Genomic DNA, 15,295 nt, shown 5'->3' with positions numbered 1-15,295 from the left:
AAAAATATTCACTCGATTACACACTGTTTAACCAATGAAACAAAACACGGGAAACAACATAATGAAAAACGTTCGCTTAACGAAAGTGGCCGGCGCGCTCGTACTCGCTTTAGGCGTGTCAGCAAACGCTTTCGCAGCCGATACTTCATCATCAATGCGCGGTAAGATCACCACGCCTAAAGGCGATGCTGCATCTAACGTGCAAATCTCAGTGATTCACGAGCCTACCGGCACCGTGAGCACCTTTACGACTAATGATTCTGGCGCGTTCATCGCCAAGGGTTTGCGTGTAGGTGGTCCATACCGCATCCTCATTGACTCAGATAAATACAGTGATGCAGAGCTGGAGAACATCTATCTTGAACTAGGTGAAACTCGCCGCGTCACTTCTCAGCTTGAGCCTATCAACGTAGAGCGTATCGAAGTATCAGGCTACCGTATTTTGCAAAAAGCAGGCGGTTCAAGCAGCGTATTTGGCCAAGACACAATTGCTAACACTCCGAGCTTTAATAACGATATCAAAGACATTGCTCGTTTGAATCCGTTAGCAAGCATTAATGGTAGCGGCGAGCTAACCATTGCCGGTAGCAACCCAAGAAGTAACAGCTTAACCGTTGACGGCATCGGCCAAAATGACGATTTCGGCTTAAACTATGGCGGTTACCCTACTGAGCAGCCACCTGTTGCACTTGACGCTATTGAACAAGTGTCAGTAGATACCTCACCGTTTTCAGCGAAAAAAGGTAACTTTGGCGGCGGTGTTATCAATGCGGTGACTAAATCGGGAAGCAATGAGTTTGAATTCACCGGTTTCTATGAATTCACTAACCCAAGTCTTGCTGGAGAAGTAGAGAGTATTTCTCAGGTATACGCAGATGGAAGACCGGTACTCGACGAGGATGGTCGCCGCACCTTCGAAACAACCAAGACAGACCCTATTCAATCTGAAAAGCGTTTCGGGATCAGCACCGGTGGCGCCATCATCGAAGACGAATTATTCTTCTTTGTTAACTACAACAGCTGGGCCAGTGAACTGGAAATGGACTATGGTTTTGAAGGCTCAGGTGCAACGCACGAGTACGATACCTCAGAGCAAAACTTTAATGAGTTCCTTTCTGTACTAGACAGCACCTACGGTCTGAGCGATGAGCTTGGTGGTGACCCGGAAGATACCAACGACAGCTTACTGGTAAAACTAAGCTGGAACGTGGCTGAAGATCACCGCGCTGATTTCACCTACCAATGGCAAGATGACGCCGACGAGCGAAACTACGGTACCGGTGGCGACACAGTAATGTTGGCTTCGAGCCGTTATACCTACGAAACCAAGTTTAACAACTTTGCTGCTAAGCTATACTCAGATTGGTCAGGTAATTTTTCGACCGAAATCGGTATTGCCTATAAAGATGTCAGTAGCGACAGCCTCACCAACTCAAGCATTGGTAGCGTTAAGGTAGAAGAATACTATCGCGGCCCAGCCTATCAGTTCGGCACCGATGAATATCGTCATAAAAACCAATCGGAAACGGAAAACCTCACCCTGACCTTCGATGGTACTTACTTCTGGGGTGACCACGAAATCAATTTTGGTGCTCAGTACGAGTCACTGCGCCTATACAACCTATTTGCAGCAGGTTCATTAGGTGTGTGGGAATTTGATAGCCTAGAAGGTTTCCAAAACCGCGAAGTGGGTAACTACAACGGTAACTACGATTTCGATTATAGCAATGCCTACACTAATAACGCCGATGACACGGCTTATGACGCACGCCGTAATCAGTTTGCTGTGTATGTTGAAGACAAATTCTACCCTACTGATGAGTTGGAACTTACCGTCGGTCTTCGTTATGAGCGCTTATCATCAGATGATAAACCCACGCTAAACGAAAACTTCCTAGCCACTTATGGGTACTCAAACCAAGAGAATCTTGATGGCTTAGATATTATTCTGCCGCGCGTTGGCTTTAAATACTACGCGTCCGAGAACCTCACCATCAATGGTGGCGTAGGTCGCTTCCAAGGCGGTATTCCAAACGTTTGGTATAACAATCCATACCAAAATGATGGTCTAACTTATGTAGCAGCCACGTCGCAAGCGATTGCGGATTACTATTCACAAGACGGTGTTGAAGCTGATATAACTCGAGTACCTGAAGCAATCCAAGCTTCTATGACTCAAGGCGCAGGAAGCACTAACTACACCGACCCTAACTTTGAATTACCGTCTTCAATTCGTGCTCAACTTGGCTTTGAATATGAGTTTGATTCAGAGCTACTAGGTGATGGCTTTAGCTGGACCGGTGAAGCGGTTTATCACAAAAAAGAAAACGAAGCAGTATGGCACAATACCGCTTTGGTTCCAGTGGGTGAATCAGCTGACGGTCGGGTGATTTACGAGAGCCGTTATGATGGTGAGCGTGAAGAAAATTACGATATCATGATGACCAATGCTGATGAAAACGGTCGCTCAGTGATCCTAGCTACGGCACTTGCCAAAGAGTGGGACAACGGTCTTTATGCGTCTGTGAGCTACGCGCACCAAGATATTACTGAAGTAGCGCCTGGTTCATCATCACGCGCCATCAGTAACTATAAGCATGCGCTAGTCGAGAGCCGCAATATTGATACTGTGGGCCGTGGTCACTATGAAGTAGAACACAGCTTTAAAATTAACCTTCGCTACAAGACCGAGTTCTTTGAAGGCTATGAATCACAGTTCAACATGTTCTTCGAGCGTCGTTCGGGTCGTCCTTACAGCCATTCAATGGGCTTCTACAATGATTACGACTTCGGCGATATCGGCAGTGAGTTCCAAAGCCACTCAGCCTACCTAGCCTATATTCCATCTGGCGCTGATGACGCAGCGGTCAACTGGGATGAGTCACAGGTGACGTGGAATGAGCTAGAAACCTTGCTAAACCAGGCTGGCATTTCTGAGCGTGGTGAGATCATCGGCCGTAACACCGGCACACAACCTTGGGTAACCACCATGGATGTAAGCTTCAAGCAAGAGATCCCTGGGTTTGCCGAAGGCCACAAAGGCCAGCTTTACGTGATGGTTGAGAACTTCGCGAACTTACTTAATGATGATTGGGGCGTAGAAAAGCGCCTAAGCTATTCAGACCAAGCAGTCTATGACTTTGGTGGCTTAGATGACGAAGGTCGCATCATCATTGACCGTCGCCACAATGGCTTCGACACTCGTAACTACAACTCTATTTCAAAGAGTTCGTCGGGTTGGCAAGCTAAGATTGGTGTACGCTACACTTTCTAATTAGTTAGAAAATCGCAACCTCAAGCCCACCTCCTCGGTGGGCTTTTTTATACCTAGACTTCCCTCTTCCCTAGGGTTATTCGTGATCATTATACCCCTGACACTCTGGTGTGCTTTTATGCAACCGCCTCACCCGACGATATATACATCCCGCTGCTGGTTAATACTCCAACTTACAGTTTATAAACAAAGTTCAATCTAAAGCGGACAAATGGCCTTTAATTTGCTGAAAAAGAGTGACTAAGCTGGCTATGATGGGTACAATTCACCCACTTTCAACAGCCACTAAGCTAAGCGCATCAGAGTGTGTCGATATACTGGCATCTATGAGTCGATGAACTAGGCTTAGCTGTTAATATATTTAAAGCAAGTAACAATAAGAGTCACGCCGTTGAGCAAGTTAAGAGCTTATTTTTGCAATAAAATGTGTAATTTTAGCTTTTCGCAATACCACGGTAACAATAATAGTTTTTAATATCTTACGATAATTAATGACCGTCTAACTAATGACACTTAAACACGGGAAAACAACATGAAAATGCAACTTAGGAAATCGGCACTGTCGATGGCCATTGCCGCTACTGTGGGCATGTCTTCAGGTGCTTTTGCTAACGAAACCGCATCCTCAGTCAAAGGTCAAATCACTGGACCAAACGGCAACCCGGCTGCAGGCACTGAAGTGACCATTATTCACTTGCCGACAGGCTCTGCAAAGACCGCTGTAGTCAATGATGCTGGCTACTTTAGCGCCAAAGGCTTGCGCGTTGGCGGCCCATACAATGTACTGATCGACTCAGATAAATTTGAAGACCAAGTCGTTGAAAATGTTTATCTATCACTGGGTAAAGAATACCCAGTAACAGTGCAACTTCAAGCGAAAGGCGATATCGAGCAAATCGTAGTCACCGGCCGTCCTATTAGTTCATTTTCAGGTGGCACCGGCCCGGCCGCGACCTTTACTCAAGCAGATTTAGAATCAGCACCAGCCATTAACCGTGATATTAAAGATATTGTCCGTGCCGACCCACGTATTTATGTGGACGATAGCCGCGATGCGATTCACTGTGGTGGCGCTAACCCACGCTTTAACAGCCTAACCCTTGATGGCGTTCGTATGAACGACAACTTTGGTTTGAATTCAAATGGTTACCCAACAGTGCGCCAGCCGTTCTCGTTTGATGCGCTAGAGCAAGTCGCCGTTGAAATGGCCCCGTTTGACGTTCAGTACGGCAGCTTTACCTCTTGTAACATCAACGCCGTTACTAAATCTGGTACTAATGAGTTGCACGGTGGCGTATTCTTTGATTACACCAATGACTCGATGAAAGGCGATAGCATCGACGAAATCGATGGCGACATCGATAACGGCAACTACACCGAAAAACGCTATGGCTTTAATGTGGGCATGCCACTGATTGAAGATAAGCTATTCTTGTTCACCTCTTACGAGAAGTTGGAAGGGGTAAAACAGTTCGACTACGGCCCTGTCGACAATGGTAATATCAGCCAATCAGATATCGACCGCATTCGCCAAATCACCAGCGATGTTTATAACTACGATATCGGCGGAACGCCAGGCAGCATGCCTATCGAAGATGAAAAGCTGTTGGTAAAACTGGACTGGAACATTAACGAAGATCACCGCGCCAGTGTAGTGTATAACTACAACGATGGTTTTGATCTTTCACAGTCTGATGCTGACAACGACGAATTGGCATTTTCTAGTCATTTCTACGAGCGTGGCGCAGAGTTCTACTCTATCGTCGGTTCACTTTACTCAGACTGGTCAGCCAACTTCTCCACTGAAGTACGTATCGGCAAGTCAGATCTAGATGCTCGCCAAGAGTCACTTGATGCAGCCAGCGGTTTCGGTGAATTCCAAATTACTTATGGACCGAATGACGACACCGTATACATCGGCCCGGATGATTCACGTCAGTCAAACGACCTTAACTGGGACAACCTGACTGCGAAAATCTCAGGTACATATTACCTTGACCAACACACCATTACTGCCGGTTATGAGTATGAAGATTTGAACGTGTTCAACCTTTTCGTACAGCACACCGAAGGTGAGTTCCGCTTCGACTCAATCGAAGATTATGAGCAAGGTATCGCTGATCGCGTTTATTATTATAACGCAGCGGGCAGCAACAACCCGAACGACTTAGCGGCGGAATTCTCATACCAAGTGCATACTCTATACGTTCAAGACGAATATAGTTTCACTGATATCGATGCGACCCTGTTGTTTGGTTTACGCTATGACAAATACCAAAGCGACGACTATCCAAACTTCAATGCGCAGTTTGAAAATCGCTATGGCTTCTCTAACCAGCAAAACCTAGATGGCGTTGATTTGTTGCAACCGCGTGTTGGCTTTAACTGGTTCGTAGACGATGCCCTTGAGATTCGCGCTGGTTTCGGTCTCTACTCAGGTGGTAACCCGAATGTATGGGCGTCAAGTGCTTACCAGAACGACGGTGTAACACAAATTCAATTGAGCGCATCTGGTGTAGATCTGTTCAATACTGCAATGACCAATGGTGACACTCCAGGTTACGGCGTACCACAATCACTGTTTGATGAAATCGCAGCAACCACACCAGGCGCAGGTGACTCAGCAACTCACTCTATCGACCCTGATTTTGAAATCCCGTCAGAGTGGAAGTACTCAGTCGGTGCTACGTACACCTTCGAAAATGACTATGTTGTTAACTTAGATGTATTGCACACGCAAAAACAAGATTCAGCGTACTTACAAGACATCGCTTTACGTGATAGCGGCGAAACAGCCTTTGATGGTCGTCCTATCTTCGAAAGCATTGAAGGTCGTAACCAAGAGTACATGCTCACCAATGTAGACGGCGATGATGGCGAATCAACCATTATCTCGGCAGCGCTAAGCAAGTCCTACGATAACGGCATCGACTTCACTGTGGCCTATGCATTTACTGATTCAGAAGATGTAAACCCAATGAATAGCTCAGTGGCGGCATCGAACTACAGTAACTTCGCAACCACCAATCCGGGTATGCCAGGACCGGCCACTTCGGATTACGAAGTACCGCACCGCTTTACGTTGCGCCTTGGCTACACCCAAGAGTTCTTCGATGGTTACGAAACTCGCTTCAACCTACTCGGTCAAGCAAGCGAAGGCTTACCTTACAGCTACGTGTTTGATACCGCAGACAGCCAGTTCGGCGATTTCAACAACTACGGCTATGGTTCACGCCAATTACTGTATGTACCGTTGGAAAACGATCCAAACGTTGTTTATGACATGAGTGCCGAAGACCTCGCTGCATTCAATGCATTCATCGAAGAGGAAGGCTTGAAGCGTGGCTCAGTGACCGATCGTAACTCCGAAAATGCCGAGTGGTATGTGAAGTTTGATCTGAAAGTTACGCAACAACTGCCTGGCTTCGCAGAAGGTCACAACGGTGAAGTGTTCTTTGTCATCGACAACCTAACTAACCTGTTGAACGACGATTGGGGCACTTATAAAAAAGGCTCATTCGTAGGCAACCGTATGGTTGATATGAATATCGACAGCAACGGCCGTTATGTTTATACCGGCTTTAACGATGGCAACCAAGACACGTCTGTACAACGCGACGCGTCACTGTGGGAAATGCGCATCGGTGTTCGCTATACGTTCTAATTGCTAGTAAACACGATAATAGGAGGCTCACCTAAGGTGGGCCTTTTTTATGCCTGACGACTGGCGCTCGCCTCTGCAGCGCGGTTTAATTTCTGCAAACAACCTTTCAGCAAGGCCTGTTCCTGTGCGCTTAGCTCGGTTATTAAGCTCTCTTGCCACTGCAAAGCCCTCGTCTCTAACTCATCCATCAATGACTCGCCCAAATGCGTTAAACGCACTTGTTTGGCGCGCCTATCCTCCGCACAAGGCTGCACCTCAACCCACAATTGTTCTTGCAAACCATTAATTGCCCGCGAGGCCGTTGATTTGTCTAATAGCGCATAGTCACATAGTTGGCGTGACGTTAGGCCTGATTTTTGTTGTCTCAAATGACACATAATGCGCCATTGGGGAGTTGATAATGAATCTTGATAAACAGAGGCAAAAGCAGCGCTGACTTTGGCCCCAGACAAGGTGAGTAGATAGGGGATGAAGTTATTTAAATCAAATGACATCGACTTTACACGTAAAATTTATGTTACACCCGCCCTGTGCGTGATGTTTGAAATTACTCTCACATGAGAGTATGTTGGCTAACAATACAACAGGAGCCTACTAATGAGCAAACATACACTGCAATACATGACCGGCTTTGGCAATGAATTTGACACCGAAGCCCTTGCCGATGCCTTGCCAATTGGTCAATTCAGCCCACAGAAGGTCAACTATGGCCTTTACGCTGAACAATTCTCGACAACCGCGTTTACCGCGCCGCGCGCCGACAATCGTCGCTCTTGGCTATATCGTATTCGCCCATCGGTGGTTCAAGGAGATTATCAACCCTTGGACAATGGCCTACTGCGCAGTGCCCCCATCACCGAAGTGCCGACTCCACCGACTATGCTGCGTTGGGATCCAATCGATATTCCCGTTAAGCATACCGACTTTATTGATGGTTTGGTGACCATGGCAGCTAACGGTAGCGTCAATGGTCAAGCCGGGATTGGTATTCACGTCTATGTGGCCAATACCTCGATGCATGAGCGTTACTTTTATAACGCCGATGGCGAGATGTTGTTTGTGCCGCAACAAGGCGGCCTGCGGCTGCGCACAGAATGCGGCATCATCGAAGTTGTCCCTGGAGAAATCGCGGTGATCCCTCGCGGCATGAAGTTCCTTGTCGAATTAATCGATGGCCCCGTGCGCGGTTATATCTGCGAAAACTACGGCCACCCCTATATTCTTCCCGAGCGCGGCCCAGTGGGTGCCAATGGCTATGCCAATGACCGCGACTTCCAATACCCTGTCGCTGCATTTGAAGACAAAGAAGGTGACTTTGAATTGGTGGCCAAATTTAGCGGTCAACTGTATCGAGCAGATATCACCCATTCACCACTGGATGTGGTGGCTTGGACCGGTAACAGCGCGCCATACAAATATGACCTGTCACGTTTTAATGTCATGAACACGGTCAGTTTCGATCACCCAGATCCATCCATTTTCACAGTATTGACCTCTCCTTCGGGCACCCCTGGGGTGGCCAATGTTGACTTCGTTATTTTCCCTGAGCGATGGATGGTCGCCGAGCACACCTTCAGACCGCCTTATTACCACCGCAATGTCATGAGTGAATTTATGGGTCTGATTAAAGGCACCTATGACGCGAAAGAAGCGGGCTTTGTGCCAGGTGGCTCGAGCCTACACAATTGCATGTCACCACACGGCCCAGAGGCTGAAGTGTTCGACAAGGCAAGCCAGGGCGAGCTTGAGCCGGTACGCTATGAAAACACCTTAGCCTTTATGTTTGAATCCCGCTATATCATTGCTCCCACAGAGTACGCGTTAACTGGCAAAGAGCGCCAAAGCAACTATCTTGATTGCTGGAAAGGGATAAAAAAACACTTTAACGGAGAGAAATAATGAAGCTATACAGCTATTTTCGCTCATCAGCGGCTTACCGCGTGCGCATTGCACTAAATTTAAAGGAGCTGGAGCATGACATTGTACCAGTCAATTTGCTCAAATCCGAGCAGCGTGGCGAGCCTTATCTCAGTAAAAATCCACAAGGCTTGCTGCCGGCCATTGAAACTGAGCAAGGTGTACTTAGTCAATCACTGGCTATTTTAGAGTGGTTAGACGAAATAGCCCCGCAGGCGCCGCTGGTTAGAGGTGATGCATGGGAAAAAGCACAAATTCGCGCTCTGGCGTATGCCATTGCCGTCGATATTCACCCTATCAACAACCTGCGTGTGCTAAAGTATTTAACAGCAGAGCTCAATGTCAGTGATGAGCAGAAAACCAAATGGTATCAAGACTGGATAGTGACCGGCTTTGACAGCCTTGAAAATCAGATCGGCGAGGGTCCATTTTGTTTTGGCAGCGCGCCAACGCTTGCCGACATTTGCCTGGTACCTCAAGTGTTTAACGCGCTGCGGTTTAAGGTCGATATGGACCGTTACCCCAAAATCATGGCTGTCTATGAGCACTGTAATACGCTCAAAGCCTTTGCTGATGCGGCGCCGCAGCAACAGGTGGATGCCACCTAAACACGCAAAGCAACAGGTATCATAATTGTGTCTGTTGCTTTGACATAACGATTACACCTCGGAGAAACCGATATGCGCACAGCGCTTGTGGTATTGATAACACTGATGTTCGCCCCGCAAGGGGTGGCTGATACCAAGAAAACCAAAACGCGTGTTTGGGTCGATGCGCAGCACACATCGGTGTGTTGGTATGAAGAGCGTCGTTACAGTGAAGGAGCGGTAATTGACATGTTTGGGGCCCCGAAAATCTGTGCCCGTAAACACCCAAACCAAGATAACGGCGCGCTTATCTGGCGAGCTGTAGACAAACAGGGCCACCCCGTTTATCCCGAGCAACAAGGCAAAATCCGGGTGCACTAACTAACGCTATAAGGTGATTGAGCCCAATGACCTGGGCCCAATCACTTTGTGCTTTTAAGATGACTCTTCGTTGCGCTGCGGAGCCATTACACGCAATGATGAGGGTTGAATTTCAATGACTAACTCATCTGCCTGACGAGTTTCACCATCAATTACGTAATCAATCGGTTCATTGGCTGTAACACGCACTTTACGGGCATTGGTATGGTGCGCATTCACATCAAGTTGAGTTTGAGTCACACTGTTAAACGCAAGCTCAGCAATACTAAGTACGTTAACGCTGGAGTCTTTGGCCGGTTCGAGCCAATTGACATCTAATAAACCATCGTCATGCTCAGGTTGCCCTCGCCCTTGCGCTAACAAAGTGAAAATAGGCGCTGCGTTGGCAATAATCATACTGTTTGTATGCACGGACTGAGGGGCCATATCATCCAATGTTAACTCGTAATCTTTTGCCTTATGCTCGCCAAGCGCTTGCCAGAAGCCTTGCAAATAGGCGAACTGGCCGCTGCTATTTTTGGCGTCGCGATGAGCGCTTTCAATCATTTTTTGCTCAAACCCTAGGCCGATGAGTAACAACGTTAACTCATCATTACAGCGCGCTGTGTCTATGGCCTGAACATCTCCACTGATCAACACATCAAGGGCCTTATCAACCCCAAAGGCTTTAGACTCAATCCCCATAATCACATGCGCTAAGGCGTTGGCCGTGCCCATGGGAATAATTCCTAGGACGATATCGCTATTACAGATCACAGAGGCAACTTCGGTGACCGTGCCATCGCCCCCGCAAGCGATGATCATATCAGGATGATCGGCCAACGCTTGCTCGGCTAGCATCGCCGCATTAACCTCCTCTGTGGTGGTTTTCACCGACATATCAAAATAGCCATTGAGGCGTGACATGATCTCGTGCTTTTTTTCACCCCATAACTTACGTCCAGAGACTGGATTAGCAATTAAGCACACTTTATTGCGTACTTCGAGTTCACCACTGCTGTGCATTTTCTTCAGGGCCTTGCGCTGGAAGCGATTGAGATTGGCCGTCTCACGGGTCTCCTGAATTCGCGACAATACTTCGTCTAGGTCCGCCTCAGGCTCCTTAGCCAGTAAGTAAGCAGCCATCACTAACACCGAGCGCCCGCGTCCAAGGGCACAATGTACAACCACATTGCGGTTGCGTTTGCGGTGGTGGTGAATCCAGTTGATGGCTTGGCGCAGTTGCGCACGGTTTGGCGCCGCATGATCCAACACAGGGATATTTAAATAGCTGATGTTTTCACCGATGAGCGACCAGTCCAAGCCATCAAACTCGCAGGTAGCGTCTAGTATGGCAGTGACATTTTCATGCTTAAGGGTTTCCACGTCGGAAGGAAACAGTCGGCAGGCGAGAAACAAGCCTGGCTCAACTTCTTGAATAGGCGGCACTTTATCTGTGCGCCGTTGCCAAGAGTTATATAGTTGCGCACCCAATAAGAAAGGAATAAATGCCCAACGAATATACCAAGGAATACTGCCATCTTGACGCTTTCTAAAAATGCGCCCTAAATTGGCGATATAAGCCAAGGAAACCAGTAGTAACGACAGTGCGCTCCAATAGAAAAAAATTGCGAAATAAGGAATTTTAATAACTACGGCAATGGCACAAAGCGCCACGGCCATCAATAAGTAAGCAACAGCAGCGTACATCAACCACTCCTTGTATAGTGTTATAGTAAAACCATATCACGATCATCAGTAAGCGCAAGCGCTAAAAGCCTCTCTTTAAATATCCATGTGTACCGCTTTAATACAACGAAGTTATTGATGTCGTTGCTAATTATCAGCCTAATTAATTGTTAAAATAGTGTTATATGCTAGTCTGGCTAGAGTCTATGCATCCAATTAGACTTATTAATCGTTAAGGGGATAACGTCGTGCAAAAAGAACATCATTTAGCTTGGTTGACAGCGGTGGCGCAAGGTGATCAACGCGCTTTTGAACACCTCTACAAAGACACCAGCGGTCTCATCAACGCGATTTGTCGTAAAATGTTGAATAGCCCAGCCTTAGCTGATGAAGCGCTGCAAGAGGCCTATGTGCGTATCTGGCACAATGCCAGCGATTATCAAACAGATAAGGGAGAAGTGCTCAGTTGGATGGTGAGCATTGCGCGATACCGCTGCTTAGACATGCTGCGTTATCAAAAGGTCCGCCAAGAGGAAGAGTATGAAGAAACTCATGGCAGTGAGCAACCCATCATGGCTGAAGAAAACTCACAGTTGGCGCACTGTATCGAGGCGCTTGCTCCAGAGCAACGTCATGCGATTCATTTAGCTTACTTTCGCGGCTTTAGCCATGGCGAAGTCGTTTCCCATTTGGGCGACCCACTTGGCACAGTTAAAAGCTGGATCCGTCGAGGGTTATCGCAATTAAAGAGGTGCTTAGGAATATGAACTATGACAACCACAACCTCATTGACCATTTAGCCGCCGAGTACGTGCTCGGAACGCTGAAGGGCCCCGCACGTAAACGCTTTGCGCGTTTATTGATGACCTCAGAGTATGCGCGCCATGCAACAAATCAGTGGGAGCAGCACCTCAACACACTCGGTACACAGTTGCCCCATGATGCGCCCAATCCACAGGTATGGCAAAAGATTCAAGCTCGTATCAACAACACACAGAATGTCACCGCAATCAGCCAAGGCAAATCAGTGACTAAAACATCAACGACTTGGTTCTGGCCAACAATCAGCGCCGCCAGCCTTGCAGCCTGTGTATTGCTCACAATACTGCTGATGTTGCCTTCAGAGCCGGTGGACCAGCGCTTTGTCAGTGATCAGTTTGCGCTTGTAAAAGATCAGCAGCAACAACCACTTTGGCTTATTGATGCTACTGACAACGCCCTGCTGGTTAAAGCCAATGAACAGCTAAAAGCAAGACAAGATAAAGACTACGAGCTATGGATGATAGTAAAAACTCAAGAAGCGCCAATTTCCTTAGGTTTGTTACCCAAATCAGGGCAGGCATCGCTCCCTATCCCCAAAGATTTCGCCGATGGCAATATCAACCTGCTCGCTGTCAGCTTGGAGCCACTCGGTGGCTCTCCCACTGGCACGCCCACCGAAGTGCTATATACGGCTGAGTTAGTCGACATTTAAAGCAAACCATTTTGTTAGGGCCCGTACGGGCCCTTTTTTATGCGCCTAATCAATTGAAAATACAGAGTTTTTAAAAAATTTTTAGCTTTTTTAATTTTTTTTGCATCCAAAGTCCTTTTTGCCCCGTTACGGCCATGAACTCAGCAAAAAGGAGAATCCCATGCGGACTCATGCTAAACACTTATCACTTTCTATCGTCGCCGGTGCTCTCGGTATTCTTAGTGCCCTTCCCGCTCATGCCTCAAGTCATCGAGAAGCACCTAATATCGCGCGGATGCCTACGGTCGATTCCACCGACTTTTATGCCTTCAATAGTTACGAGGCGCAACGGGGTGGCTATGTAACCGTTATTGCTAACTACATTCCGCTACAAGACCCCTATGGTGGCCCCAATTACTTCGCTATGCACCCAGATGCCAAATACGCCATTCACATCGACAATGATGGCGATGCCATCGAAGATTTAACCTATGTCTTCGATTTTAGTTCGGCACTCGCCGGTGGCGATGGCATTGCACTCAATGTGGGTCCTGAAGGCAATACGAAAAGTATCGCCGTCCCGCTAAAAAACGTGGGGCCAATCAGTGCCAGCGATCAAAGCGCAGCTAACTTCTCTGAAAGCTACACCCTAAGTGTTGTGCAAGGCCCAATGGCCTCAGGTACAGGCACCCCCGTGACTAACCCAATGACCAGCACAGAAAATTTTGCCAAGCCATTGGATTACATCGGTAATAAAACGTTTACCAGCCCTGCTGCCTATCAGCAATACAGTGACCAATTCGTCTATGAAGTGGCTCTACCTAATTGTGGCTCACCGGCAAAAGTGTTTGTTGGTCAACGCAAAGATCCCTTTGTCGTCAACCTTGGCAAGACCTTTGATTTGGTCAACTACGTGCCCGTAGAAGGCGATAGCGCACCGGGTGCCAATGACGGTGAAGGGTTCCCCGGTGGTATTACTCAGGACACCGCTAATGACGACTTAGCAACCAAAAACGTGACCGCTTTAGCGCTCGAATTACCTAAAGAGTGTGTTACCGGTGAAGGCAACGGCACCATTGGTACATGGACTACAGCGTGGATGCCACAAGCACGTATTCTTAATCCGCGAGCAAATTTTGCCAAGCCTGCAGTCAATGGCGGAGCATTAGTGCAGGTTTCACGTCTTGGTAACCCTCTGGTTAATGAGCTGGTCATTGGCCTAAAAGATAAAGACACCTTCTCCAGTGCTCATCCAAAAGATGATGGTCAATTTGCTGACTATGTGACCCACCCTAGCTTACCAGAGCTACTCAATATTCTTTTCAAAGATGCAGTCAACCAAACACTAGGCACCAATATTGAAACCTTAGCGCCAACTAACTTTCCGCGCATCGATTTGGTTACTGCCTTCCTAACCGGGTTTGAGGGCGTTAACCAGTTAGCAACCGTGACACCTTCTGAGATGTTACGCCTAAACACTGCGATTACAGCCACACCACAAGAGCAGCAGTCTACCTTTGGTGTTGTTGGCGATGATTTAGCGGGTTTCCCCAATGGCCGTCGCCCTGGTGATGATGTTGTCGATATCGCCTTACGCGTGGTGATGGGCCGTTTATGTTACCCCATTCCCGTTGCCGGTAACGATACTGATTTAGGGCTTTGCAGCTCTGATGATGCAAGCGTTGGTAATGTCCCGTTCACCGATGGCGCGCCCATTAGTGCACAGGACACCAATGCACAATTTCCTTATTTAGCGACCCCGTTACCGGGTTCGCAGTAATAAGAGGTGATCATCATGCGTAACTTAATCCAATTAGCAGTTGCTACCACCCTAGCACTGACTCTCAGTGGTTGTGGCAGCGATAACGATGGCACAGACAAAAAGCAACCAATACCAAGCAATAGCGCACCCAGTGTCGCGGATGCAAGCTTTACGACGCAAGCTGACACCGAGTTGAGCGGACAATTGCAAGCGTCCGACGCTGATGGTGATACGTTAACGTTCGCCTTAGACATAGCGCCGACCAATGGCACTGTCACCGTCAACGCTGATGGCAGTTTCAGCTATCAACCAATGCTTGAGTACACCGGCAGCGATAGCTTTAGTTTTACTGTCGACGATGGCAAGAACATGGCCGTTGCAGCGACAGCGCAAATAACTGTCGACGCTTTACAGGTCAGCTTCTCAAGCTACAGCCGAGCGGCATTTACCGCTGCCAGTGACGCCATGCCGGCCCGTGTAAATGGCCGCATATTTAGCAACGATGTCGACACCACCGAGTTCTATCAAGACTTAGTCGACGCTAGCAATTAGGCAATACGGACCTGCCTTGTTAAACCTAGGCCATGGA

General features: G+C 47.8%; 11 protein-coding genes. 9 read left to right on the top strand and 2 right to left on the bottom strand.

What is annotated here, in order from left to right:
* Window positions 1-61 precede the first annotated feature (61 nt).
* Both MHM93_RS17550 and MHM93_RS17545 read left to right on the top strand, forming a co-directional pair.
* Window positions 62-3,274 carry a TonB-dependent receptor gene (locus MHM93_RS17550; protein ID WP_239450022.1) on the top strand — a complete coding sequence of 1,071 codons (3,213 nt, stop codon included), beginning with the start codon at window positions 62-64 and terminating at the stop codon, window positions 3,272-3,274.
* 532 nt (window positions 3,275-3,806) lie between these two features.
* The gene (locus MHM93_RS17545) at window positions 3,807-6,938 is read left to right on the top strand and encodes a carboxypeptidase regulatory-like domain-containing protein (RefSeq protein WP_239450021.1); all 3,132 of its coding nucleotides are present in this window, start codon (window positions 3,807-3,809) and stop codon (window positions 6,936-6,938) included.
* A 47-nt stretch (window positions 6,939-6,985) separates the two neighbouring features.
* On the opposite strand, the gene MHM93_RS17540 is transcribed toward MHM93_RS17545, so the two are convergent.
* Window positions 6,986-7,432 (bottom strand): MarR family transcriptional regulator, encoded by a 447-nt coding sequence (locus MHM93_RS17540; protein WP_239450020.1) that lies wholly within the window; start codon window positions 7,430-7,432, stop codon window positions 6,986-6,988.
* Window positions 7,433-7,535: 103 nt separating this feature from the next.
* Between MHM93_RS17540 and hmgA the strand changes: the two genes are divergently transcribed.
* The 3 genes from hmgA to MHM93_RS17525 all read left to right on the top strand — a co-directional run bounded on the left by hmgA (window position 7,536) and on the right by MHM93_RS17525 (window position 9,823).
* Window positions 7,536-8,837 (top strand): homogentisate 1,2-dioxygenase, encoded by a 1,302-nt coding sequence (gene hmgA / locus MHM93_RS17535; protein WP_239450019.1) that lies wholly within the window; start codon window positions 7,536-7,538, stop codon window positions 8,835-8,837.
* Window positions 8,837-9,463 carry a maleylacetoacetate isomerase gene (maiA, locus tag MHM93_RS17530; protein ID WP_239450018.1) on the top strand — a complete coding sequence of 209 codons (627 nt, stop codon included), beginning with the start codon at window positions 8,837-8,839 and terminating at the stop codon, window positions 9,461-9,463. Before hmgA ends, maiA begins: the two co-directional genes overlap by 1 nt.
* A gap of 72 nt (window positions 9,464-9,535) precedes the next feature.
* On the top strand, window positions 9,536-9,823 hold the full coding sequence (locus MHM93_RS17525) for a DUF1496 domain-containing protein (RefSeq protein ID WP_053909315.1): 288 nt from the start codon (window positions 9,536-9,538) through the stop codon (window positions 9,821-9,823).
* 54 nt (window positions 9,824-9,877) lie between these two features.
* On the opposite strand, the gene MHM93_RS17520 is transcribed toward MHM93_RS17525, so the two are convergent.
* Window positions 9,878-11,512: a diacylglycerol kinase family protein gene (locus MHM93_RS17520; RefSeq protein WP_022945211.1), complete on the bottom strand. Its 1,635-nt coding sequence runs from the start codon at window positions 11,510-11,512 to the stop codon at window positions 9,878-9,880.
* Window positions 11,513-11,739: 227 nt separating this feature from the next.
* Between MHM93_RS17520 and MHM93_RS17515 the strand changes: the two genes are divergently transcribed.
* The 4 genes from MHM93_RS17515 to MHM93_RS17500 all read left to right on the top strand — a co-directional run bounded on the left by MHM93_RS17515 (window position 11,740) and on the right by MHM93_RS17500 (window position 15,258).
* Complete coding sequence (locus MHM93_RS17515) at window positions 11,740-12,258, top strand: sigma-70 family RNA polymerase sigma factor (protein ID WP_022945212.1); 519 nt, start codon at window positions 11,740-11,742, stop codon at window positions 12,256-12,258.
* A complete protein-coding gene (locus MHM93_RS17510; RefSeq protein ID WP_239450017.1) occupies window positions 12,255-12,965 on the top strand; it encodes an anti-sigma factor in 711 nt (236 codons plus the stop codon). The genes MHM93_RS17515 and MHM93_RS17510 overlap by 4 nt, the downstream gene beginning before the upstream one ends.
* A gap of 160 nt (window positions 12,966-13,125) precedes the next feature.
* Window positions 13,126-14,724, top strand: coding sequence for a DUF4331 domain-containing protein (locus tag MHM93_RS17505; RefSeq protein ID WP_053909312.1), 1,599 nt, complete (start codon window positions 13,126-13,128; stop codon window positions 14,722-14,724).
* Window positions 14,725-14,739: 15 nt separating this feature from the next.
* Window positions 14,740-15,258, top strand: coding sequence for an Ig-like domain-containing protein (locus MHM93_RS17500; protein WP_239450016.1), 519 nt, complete (start codon window positions 14,740-14,742; stop codon window positions 15,256-15,258).
* The last annotated feature ends 37 nt before the right edge of the window (window positions 15,259-15,295 follow it).

The sequence above is a fragment of the Pseudoalteromonas sp. MM17-2 genome (assembly GCF_022347945.1).
Taxonomy (GTDB): domain Bacteria; phylum Pseudomonadota; class Gammaproteobacteria; order Enterobacterales; family Alteromonadaceae; genus Pseudoalteromonas; species Pseudoalteromonas ruthenica.
The sequence above is the reverse complement of the archived record's forward strand: the minus strand, read 5'-3'. Positions and strand labels throughout refer to the sequence as shown.